Here is a 7,612-nt window from a genome sequence, read left to right as displayed (position 1 = left end):
GTCCATCAGCGGCATGAACGCCAGGCCGCCGTTATCCAGTGCGCTGCCGACCTGTTGCCAGGTGCGGCACAACGGGATCTGCAGTTCACCGAGCAGTTGCTCGGTATACAGGCGCCCGGCGGTGTGGGCGCCGCCGCCATGCATGAAAATCCGCACACCGTTTTGCGCCAGGCATTTGGCCGCCAGCAGGTACCACGGCAGATGACGTTTCTTGCCAGCGTAGGTCGGCCAGTCGAGGTCGACGTTCAGCGCCGGCGTCTGCAAACGCTCGCGCAAGGCTTCGGTGAAACCGGCCATTTCCTCGGCGCTTTCTTCCTTGTGCCGAAGCAGCATCAGAAAGGCGCCGAGCTGGGTGTCTTCGACCTTATCGTCGAGCACCATGCCCATCGCCTCTCGGGCTTCCTCGCGGGTCAGGTCGCGGGCGCCGCGCTTGCCCTTGCCGAGGATCCGCACAAATTGAGCGAACGGGTGCTCGGCGGGTGTTTCGAGGGTCAGCGCTGGAAAGTCAGTCATAAGCAATTCGTCGGTTTGGGCAGGCCCGCCAGTTTCGCGGCGAGTTTGGCAGGGGTGCCTTTGAACAGTCGGTTCAGGTGCAGGCTGTTGCCTTTTTCCGCGCCGAGTTTCAACGCGGTGTACTTGATCAGCGGGCGCGTGGCCGGCGACAGCTGGAATTCGGCGTAAAAGCTGCGCAACAGTTCGAGGACTTCCCAGTGTTCGGCGGTCAGTTCGATGTCTTCGGCGGCGGCGAGGGCGCCCGCGACATCGTGGGACCAGTCTGCGAGGTCAACCAGAAAGCCATCCTTGTCCAGTTCGATGGCGCGGGTGCCGACGGTCAGGGAATTCATAGCCAGCTGTTGACCTTGTCGTGGTGGATCGACAATTCGACGAAGGCCGGGTAGTCGATAGCTTCGGCCCAATCCGGAATCTGCTGGGCGCGGGCCTGGGCGTCTTCGGTGAGGACGAACAGTTGCAGCTGACGGCTTTGCAGCGCCGTGAATGGCGCGGTGCCGGATTGCAAGGCATACACGGCGTCGCCGCACAGCAGCAAGGCGTCGGCCGTGCCGATCACGCGCAGGCAACTGCTCAGGCGATCGTCGCCGAACGGGGAATGAGACAACACATGCAAAGTCGACATCAGAGGGTGATCACCTGGTCGTAACGGTCAATAAGGGCGGTGATTTGCTCGGCGGCGAGCGGCTGCGCCTCGTCCAGCGACAGATCGCTCAGCCCGCGCAGGCTGGCGCTGTCGGCGCAATAGAACAGTTCTTCAACACCGAACATCGGCAGCGCCTGCAGGTTGGCGCTCAGGTCCTTCTGCTGCAAGGCTTTGGCGTTTTGCCCGGCGGCCAGTTGCAGCACGCCGTCGTCGAGAAACAGCAGGCCGATCGGCAGGTCGAAGGCGCCACCGGCCAGCACGATATCCAGTGCTTCGCGGGCGCCGGGGCCGGACCAAGGCGATTGGCGACTGATGATCAACAGGGATTTGGCCATGTCATGCGCCTCCGAAACAGATCAAACGGTCGGCATCCTGCGCGGCGTCGTGCAACTGGCCAAGACCGGACAGCTCCCACGGCGCGCTGACGGACACGGCGTCACGCTGATAGCGTTTGGCTTCTTCGCCGTTCAAGGCACCACGGCGCAGGGCGGCGGCGATGCACACCACGCCATCGAGTTGCTGCTCGGTGATGAACGCACGCCATTGTTTGGGCAGGTCGAGTTCGTCCTGCGGGGTGACCACCGCGTCGGAAGCGTTGTAGACGCCATCCTGGTAGAAAAACAGCCGGACAATCTCATGCCCCCCGGCCAGTGCCGCCTGGGCAAACAGCAGGGCGCGGCGCGAGGAGGGCGCATGGGCGGCGGAAAACAGCGCAATGGCGAACTTCATGACGGACTCGATCAGCGAAACTGCGGCCATGATAAAGCTTTATGAAGTCATCCGCGAAACCGAAGTCATGCACATGACCCCACAGGGTCGCATTTCAACGGGGCATGTAGCCCAACTGCCAACGACGCGGAATGGCCAGGGACAGCACGCCCAGCATCGCGGCCAGTACACCACTGGCCAACATCGCCTTGAGGCCAAAATGGTGTTCCAGCACCGCGCCAAGAATCGCGCCGATAAACATCCCGCTCCACGGCACCAGCTGCACCCGCCAGCCATTGCGGCGTTCGCCGAGCAACCAGCGGCCCAGGCCACGGCCGAAACGTGACAGGGCGCCGGTGACATAGGTCAGCCCGACCGGGAGGCCATTCACTTCCTCGACCGACGCGTTGAGCATGCCCATCGCAATGATCGCCGCCAGCAGCGCCGGCAATTGTGCGTCATACGGCCAGACCGCCGCCGCGCAGAGCAGGGTGGCGATACACAGCAGCAGCGGCAGCGCCCGGCGGCCGCCGAGGCGAGCAACGAGCACGCCCAAGGCGTTACCGACAATAAAGGTCGCGACGAGGATCACCAGGCGCACGGTCAGCCCGAAATCACCATCGCTGATCGCCACGGCCAGGCGTGTGGTATTGCCGCTCATGAACGACACAAAGTCGCCGCTGGCCATGAAGCCGATCGCATCGGTCATGCCCGCGAGTACCGATAGGCTGGCCACCAGCGCCAGGCCCACACGCCCGCGCCACTTTTGCGTGTGCAGGTGGCCGGGGCTGGCGCGGTGGGTCGAGGCGGATGGCAGCATGGGTGCAGGTGTCCTTGCGCGGCGATTAAGGTTCTATGCCATACAGGTCGCAGTATTCCAGCCAGTCCATGCCAGCCATCTCTGCGACTTCGCGATGCACCTCCAGGCGCTGCGCGCGATATTCCTGCGGCGAATCGGTGGTCAGTTGCAGGGTCAGTTCCCAGGCAAACAGGCCCTTGCTCTCGGCCTCCGCCTCAAATGCTTCGTGCAGACGCTCTTCGCGATACTGGGCCTGGGTTTCGCCTTTGGCCTGGGCCAGCAGTGGGTTGAGGTTGTCGAGGGTTTCGCGCAAGTCAGGTCGCGCGTCGAGAAACAGTTGCAGGGCATGTTCATGTCGCTGGTCGGTAGGCGCCATGGGTTTTCCTTGTGAGGCTGATGACCGTAGGTTGCCGTAGCTGTCGGCGTGTGTCGCGTGATAAATGCAGTAAAGCAGAACGATTCCTGCCGCTGCGGTGCTACAGTCCGCTTTTTTCTGACTGAGCGAAAACAATGCGAATTCTGATGGTAGCGCTGGCGGCAACACTGCTGGCCGGGTGCGCGGGTTCGGTGATGGATGATGCTCGCACGAGAACGCCGTACAAAGTCATGACCTCGGACAAGCCCGAGAAAATCGTGGCCCAGTGCGTGCAATTCGGCTGGCAGGACGAAGCGGTGTTCGGCGTGGATGCCGCCGCCTATCTGGAACCGCGCAAACAGGGGGGTACGACGGTGTACACGCGTTCCGCCGAGTCGTTTGTCGATGTGACGACCGGGCCGTCGGGCACGACGCTGAATTACTACGTGCAAAAGGATGATTTTGTCGCCAAGCGGCGCTTGGCGGCGTTGGCGACCTGCCTTTGATCATGCATTGATGCGGCCAGCCTCAGCGCGGGCAAACCCACAGGATTTTGTGTGTCGCTGAAGATTTCAGCCTCACCACAAAACCTGTGGGAGCAGGCTTGCCCGCGAAGGGGCCGGCCCATTCAAACGATCAAGCGCTTCTGGAAAAAATGCCGTTTATGTCCCGGCGGGTAGTCGTCGATTTCCCCAAACTGGCTATACCCGAGCTTTTCGTAGAACGCCGGCGCCTGAAAGTCGAAGGTGTCGAGCCATGCCCCGATGCAGCCTTTCTCCCGCGCCAGGTCTTCGGCCATGCGCATCAGCTTCGATCCAACACCCTGACCGCGGCCAGCCTCGGGCACTGACAGCAAATCAATGAACAGCCACTGGCACACCAGCCGCCCATACAGCCCGCCAAGGATCTGGTTGTGATCATCGCGCACCAGCAGGGTGAGCGGCTCCGATACCGCGATCCCGGCCTTGGCGACGTTGTAGGCATGCAGGGGCGCCAGAATGGCCTGGCGTTCTTCTTCGGTGTTGTTCTGCGACTGCTCGATGCGCAACTTCATGCGTGACGTCCTTGTAGTGTGAACCCGCAGCCTAGCCTGTCTTGGGGGCATCTTCAAAGCCCTTGCCCCAACCGTTTGGAACCGCCGCTCCCGCGTTGCGGTCTAGCCTTTACAGCGTCATTCCAGCACGCGGTTGATGAGGACCCCCCATGAATATTTTTGAAGCCCTTCGTGAAAGCCATGACCGCCAGCGTACCTACGCCAAAGCCCTGATCGCGACCAGCGGCGATACGCCGGAGCGCGTTGAAGCCTACAAGCAGCTCAAGGCCGAACTGCAGGCCCATGAAACCGCTGAAGAGCGCCACTTCTATATCCCGCTGATGGAATTCGACAACGGTGTCGATCTCAGCCGCCACGCCATTTCCGAACACCATGAGATGGACGAAATGATGGAAGAGCTCGACGAGACCGAGATGTCCAGTCCGGCGTGGCTCGCGACCGCGAAAAAACTCTCGGACAAGGTGCACCATCACCTCAAGGAAGAGGAACAGAAGTTCTTCCAGATGGCCGGGAAACTGCTCGACGACAAACAGAAAGAACAGCTGGCCGGGCAATACGAAAAGGAGTTCCAGGCGCAACTGCCGTGACGCGTGAATGCGCGATTTCGTAACCTTGACGTGTAGGTCTTTGCCTATGCGTCGAGTGAGATTCGCCGCACTTAACTGTACATATATCCAGTATTTTCGCTGTTTTACCGATTGTGTCCCGGCAGGCTGCGACAAAACCGCCGATGGACAAAAAAATCACCTCCGTTAGCTTGAAGGCCTCTCCTCGGAATGGAGAGTTCTTAAATCAACGGAGTGAAAAACATGAATCAACCACAAGCACAAACCCAACTGCGACACGGTCGCGTCATCTCCCCGGCCAGCCGCGGTGCGGTGGCGATCGAGCAAGGATTGCTCGGCGCCTGGCAGGTCAACGAAATGGAAGGCGGCAAGAATTTCCCGGCGCTGGCTGCCGGGCCTTTTCCGGCGCCTTACCAGACTGACTCCGACAGTGTCACGCCGCCTGCCGATGGCTACATCCTCAGCGGTGGCAAGACCGATGCCCGTGACTGCGTGAACTTCACCCAGGAAGAGATGAGCAAAAAACTCGGCCGCCCGTTCACCTGGCCGCTGCTCAATGTCACCCCGGGGCAGACCCTCGACATCCAATGGGAATACACCGCGCCACACACCACTCGTGGCTATCGCTGGCTGATCACCAAGGATGGCTGGGACCCGAAACAACGCATCACCCGTGCGCAACTGGAAGCCCAGCCGTTCTTCGAGGATTTTTACACGCAGGTGCCTTACTACAGCTATCCGAATGAGCTGAAGGCCAAGGTCAATCACGCGGTGAAACTGCCGGCCAACAAAAAGGGCCACCACGTCATCGTGCTGATGTGGATCGTCGCCAACACCGGTAACGCCTTCTATCAGGCCTTCGACGTCGACTTCAAATAAGTCGTCATCACCCTGAACCCACACGTTCTGAAGGATTAGAACATGTCAAAGATCGACTTTTCTTTAATGCAAAACACCACGAGCGATGCCGCCTCACTGATGCCAAGCATCGCCGGTAAAAAGATCCTCATGGGCTTCTGGCACAACTGGCCCGCGGGGCCGAGCGACGGCTACCGTCAGGGGCGCTTCGCCGAGCTCGCTCTGGAAGCGGTGCCCAAGGAATACAACGTGGTTGCCGTGGCGTTCATGAAGGGCAGCGGGATTCCAACCTTCAGGCCGTATAACCTGTCCGACGCCGAGTTCCGCCGCCAGGTCGGCGTTCTCAACAGTCAGGGCCGGGCGGTGCTGATTTCCCTCGGTGGCGCCGATGCGCAGATCGAGTTGCGCGCGGGGCAGGAACAGCCACTGGCCAACGAAATCATCCGTCTGGTGGAAACCTACGGCTTCGACGGGCTGGACATTGATCTTGAACAGAGCGCGATTGATTCCGCTGCCAACAAGACCGTCCTGCCGGCTGCGCTGAAACTGGTCAAGGATCACTACGCAGGCCAGGGCAAGCACTTCATCATCAGCATGGCACCGGAGTTTCCGTACCTGACCAGCACCGGCAAATATGTCGGTTACCTGCAAGCGCTGGAAGGCTACTACGACTTCATCGCCCCGCAGTTCTACAACCAGGGCGGCGATGGCATCTGGGTGCCGGAGGCCAACAGCGGCGCTGGCGCGTGGATCGCCCAGAACAACGATGCGCTGAAGGAGGACTTCCTGTATTACCTGACCGAAAGCCTGGTGACCGGCACTCGCGGGTTCACCAGGATTCCTGCCGAGAAGTTCGTCATCGGCTTGCCGGCCAACGTCGATGCGGCGGCGACCGGTTACGTGATCGACAAAGCGGCGGTGGGCAATGCGCTCAAGCGTCTGGCAATCAAGGGGCATCCGATCAAGGGGCTGATGACCTGGTCGGTGAACTGGGACAACGGCAGCAGCAAGGATCATGTGCCGTACAACTGGGAGTTCAGCCAGCGTTATGGTCCGCTGATCAATGGAGTGAAGCTGGCTGAGTAAGTAAGCCAAAGGGCCCGGTAGCGCTGCCGGGCTCTTTGCTTAGCGATCAAAAGAGCACCTCCATTGAAATTCAGTCCCCTGGAGGCGCTGCCGAAGGCTGCGATCTTTTCTTTAAAAACCCTCCAGCCGTCCCGTGCCCGGCCGCTGCCCACCTTCAAGCACCAGCAAGCGCTCCTTGGCCTCCAGCCCCCCGGCGAACCCGGTCAATTTCCCCGAGGCACCAATCACCCGATGACACGGCGCAACAATTGAAAGCGGATTTTTCCCATTGGCCGCACCGACGGCCCGCACGGCAGCGGGATGGCCGATCTGCTCGGCAATCTGGCTATAGGTTCGCGTCTCGCCAAACGGAATGGTCAGCAGCGCCGCCCAGACTTTTTTCTGGAAGTCGGTGCCGACAAAGTCCAGCTCCAGATCGAAGCAATGCCTTTGTCCGGCAAAATATTCTGCAAGTTGCCGAGCGGTTTTCATCAGCAGCGGATTGTCCGGCGCCTCGCTCATCGGCCCGAGACGTACGCGATTGGGTTTGTCGTTTTCCCAGAGGATGGCCACCAGTCGTGAACCGTTCGCGACCAGCTTCAGCTCACCGACCGGTGAGGGCAGGGTGATGAACGTATACGACATGGTGACCAGCTCCGGATCAGAGGATGAACAGCGCTCAGCATACTGCCTGATCGGGGAGGCGCAATACGCAAAGCCGACCATACTGCTTGTTGCTCTTGAAGCGTTCCCCTCTGTTTTGCACAGCCCCTAAAACAAAAAAAGAGATCGACTCATGAAGTACGAACCTTTGGCCAAATCGCTGATCGCGACCTCACTGGCACTCAGTTGCCTTATGGCTCACGCTGCTTCGGTGGCCCCGGTTGCCGCCGAGAACGGTATGGTCGTCACGGCGCAACATCTGGCCACGCATGTCGGTGTCGATGTACTGAAAAGCGGCGGTAACGCGGTAGATGCGGCGGTTGCCGTCGGTTATGCGCTGGCGGTGGTTTATCCCGCGGCGGGCAACCTCGGTGGCGGCGGTTTCATG

13 protein-coding genes and 1 pseudogene are annotated in these 7,612 nt (G+C 60.5%); 5 read left to right on the top strand and 9 right to left on the bottom strand.

Annotated elements, in window-relative coordinates; translation table 11 throughout:
- The 7 genes from DBR24_RS06135 to DBR24_RS06105 form a co-directional block, all read right to left on the bottom strand.
- Positions 1-495, bottom strand: a 495-nt coding sequence (locus DBR24_RS06135) for a glycosyl transferase family protein (protein ID WP_177490449.1), incomplete at its 3' end; no start/stop codon positions are given.
- A gap of 14 nt (positions 496-509) precedes the next feature.
- Positions 510-845 carry a TusE/DsrC/DsvC family sulfur relay protein gene (locus DBR24_RS06130; RefSeq protein ID WP_123462500.1) on the bottom strand — a complete coding sequence of 112 codons (336 nt, stop codon included), beginning with the start codon at positions 843-845 and terminating at the stop codon, positions 510-512.
- The gene (gene tusB / locus DBR24_RS06125; protein WP_123462502.1) at positions 842-1,135 is read right to left on the bottom strand and encodes a sulfurtransferase complex subunit TusB; all 294 of its coding nucleotides are present in this window, start codon (positions 1,133-1,135) and stop codon (positions 842-844) included. The genes DBR24_RS06130 and tusB overlap by 4 nt, the downstream gene beginning before the upstream one ends.
- Positions 1,135-1,491 carry a sulfurtransferase complex subunit TusC gene (tusC, locus tag DBR24_RS06120; RefSeq protein ID WP_123462504.1) on the bottom strand — a complete coding sequence of 119 codons (357 nt, stop codon included), beginning with the start codon at positions 1,489-1,491 and terminating at the stop codon, positions 1,135-1,137. Before tusC ends, tusB begins: the two co-directional genes overlap by 1 nt.
- A gap of 1 nt (position 1,492) precedes the next feature.
- Positions 1,493-1,885, bottom strand: coding sequence for a sulfurtransferase complex subunit TusD (tusD, locus tag DBR24_RS06115; protein ID WP_128614206.1), 393 nt, complete (start codon positions 1,883-1,885; stop codon positions 1,493-1,495).
- A gap of 94 nt (positions 1,886-1,979) precedes the next feature.
- The gene (locus DBR24_RS06110) at positions 1,980-2,684 is read right to left on the bottom strand and encodes a YoaK family protein (RefSeq protein WP_128614205.1); all 705 of its coding nucleotides are present in this window, start codon (positions 2,682-2,684) and stop codon (positions 1,980-1,982) included.
- Between the two features lie 25 nt (positions 2,685-2,709).
- Positions 2,710-3,039 carry a DUF6388 family protein gene (locus tag DBR24_RS06105; protein WP_123462960.1) on the bottom strand — a complete coding sequence of 110 codons (330 nt, stop codon included), beginning with the start codon at positions 3,037-3,039 and terminating at the stop codon, positions 2,710-2,712.
- 134 nt (positions 3,040-3,173) lie between these two features.
- On the opposite strand from DBR24_RS06105, the gene DBR24_RS06100 reads away from it, so the two are divergent.
- On the top strand, positions 3,174-3,524 hold the full coding sequence (locus tag DBR24_RS06100) for a hypothetical protein (RefSeq protein WP_123462508.1): 351 nt from the start codon (positions 3,174-3,176) through the stop codon (positions 3,522-3,524).
- 122 nt (positions 3,525-3,646) lie between these two features.
- Here DBR24_RS06100 and DBR24_RS06095 read toward each other — a convergent pair whose 3' ends face one another.
- The gene (locus DBR24_RS06095) at positions 3,647-4,072 is read right to left on the bottom strand and encodes an N-acetyltransferase (RefSeq protein ID WP_128614204.1); all 426 of its coding nucleotides are present in this window, start codon (positions 4,070-4,072) and stop codon (positions 3,647-3,649) included.
- A gap of 149 nt (positions 4,073-4,221) precedes the next feature.
- Here DBR24_RS06095 and DBR24_RS06090 point away from each other — a divergent pair, with 149 nt between their 5' ends.
- The 3 genes and pseudogenes from DBR24_RS06090 to DBR24_RS06080 all read left to right on the top strand — a co-directional run.
- A complete protein-coding gene (locus DBR24_RS06090) occupies positions 4,222-4,659 on the top strand; it encodes a hemerythrin domain-containing protein (RefSeq protein WP_123462512.1) in 438 nt (145 codons plus the stop codon).
- A gap of 222 nt (positions 4,660-4,881) precedes the next feature.
- Entirely contained in the window at positions 4,882-5,517 is a 636-nt protein-coding gene (locus DBR24_RS06085) for a lytic polysaccharide monooxygenase auxiliary activity family 9 protein (protein WP_123462513.1), read from the top strand.
- 42 nt (positions 5,518-5,559) lie between these two features.
- Positions 5,560-6,561: pseudogene (locus DBR24_RS06080) on the top strand (chitinase); the annotation flags it as partial.
- Between the two features lie 132 nt (positions 6,562-6,693).
- Here the strand turns inward: DBR24_RS06080 and DBR24_RS06075 are convergent.
- Positions 6,694-7,206, bottom strand: coding sequence for a methylated-DNA--[protein]-cysteine S-methyltransferase (locus tag DBR24_RS06075; protein ID WP_123462517.1), 513 nt, complete (start codon positions 7,204-7,206; stop codon positions 6,694-6,696).
- A gap of 151 nt (positions 7,207-7,357) precedes the next feature.
- Here DBR24_RS06075 and DBR24_RS31595 point away from each other — a divergent pair.
- The coding region (locus DBR24_RS31595; protein WP_256591301.1) for a gamma-glutamyltransferase at positions 7,358-7,612 on the top strand (255 nt) is incomplete at its 3' end.

It is taken from the genome of Pseudomonas sp. HMWF006, assembly GCF_003061205.1.
GTDB lineage: Bacteria > Pseudomonadota > Gammaproteobacteria > Pseudomonadales > Pseudomonadaceae > Aquipseudomonas > Aquipseudomonas monsensis.
The sequence above is the reverse complement of the archived record's forward strand: the minus strand, read 5'-3'. Positions and strand labels throughout refer to the sequence as shown.

Bases quoted from the DNA above. Each gene is read 5' to 3' on its own strand.
- DBR24_RS06110 (WP_128614205.1), bottom strand. From the start codon at position 2,684: ATGCTGCCATCCGCCTCGACCCACCGCGCCAGCCCCGGCCACCTGCAC.
- DBR24_RS06090 (WP_123462512.1), top strand. From the start codon at position 4,222: ATGAATATTTTTGAAGCCCTTCGTGAAAGCCATGACCGCCAGCGTACC.
- tusB (WP_123462502.1), bottom strand. From the start codon at position 1,135: ATGTCGACTTTGCATGTGTTGTCTCATTCCCCGTTCGGCGACGATCGC.
- DBR24_RS06100 (WP_123462508.1), top strand. From the start codon at position 3,174: ATGCGAATTCTGATGGTAGCGCTGGCGGCAACACTGCTGGCCGGGTGC.
- DBR24_RS06130 (WP_123462500.1), bottom strand. From the start codon at position 845: ATGAATTCCCTGACCGTCGGCACCCGCGCCATCGAACTGGACAAGGAT.
- DBR24_RS06085 (WP_123462513.1), top strand. From the start codon at position 4,882: ATGAATCAACCACAAGCACAAACCCAACTGCGACACGGTCGCGTCATC.
- DBR24_RS06105 (WP_123462960.1), bottom strand. From the start codon at position 3,039: ATGGCGCCTACCGACCAGCGACATGAACATGCCCTGCAACTGTTTCTC.
- DBR24_RS06095 (WP_128614204.1), bottom strand. From the start codon at position 4,072: ATGAAGTTGCGCATCGAGCAGTCGCAGAACAACACCGAAGAAGAACGC.
- tusC (WP_123462504.1), bottom strand. From the start codon at position 1,491: ATGGCCAAATCCCTGTTGATCATCAGTCGCCAATCGCCTTGGTCCGGC.
- tusD (WP_128614206.1), bottom strand. From the start codon at position 1,885: ATGAAGTTCGCCATTGCGCTGTTTTCCGCCGCCCATGCGCCCTCCTCG.
- DBR24_RS06075 (WP_123462517.1), bottom strand. From the start codon at position 7,206: ATGTCGTATACGTTCATCACCCTGCCCTCACCGGTCGGTGAGCTGAAG.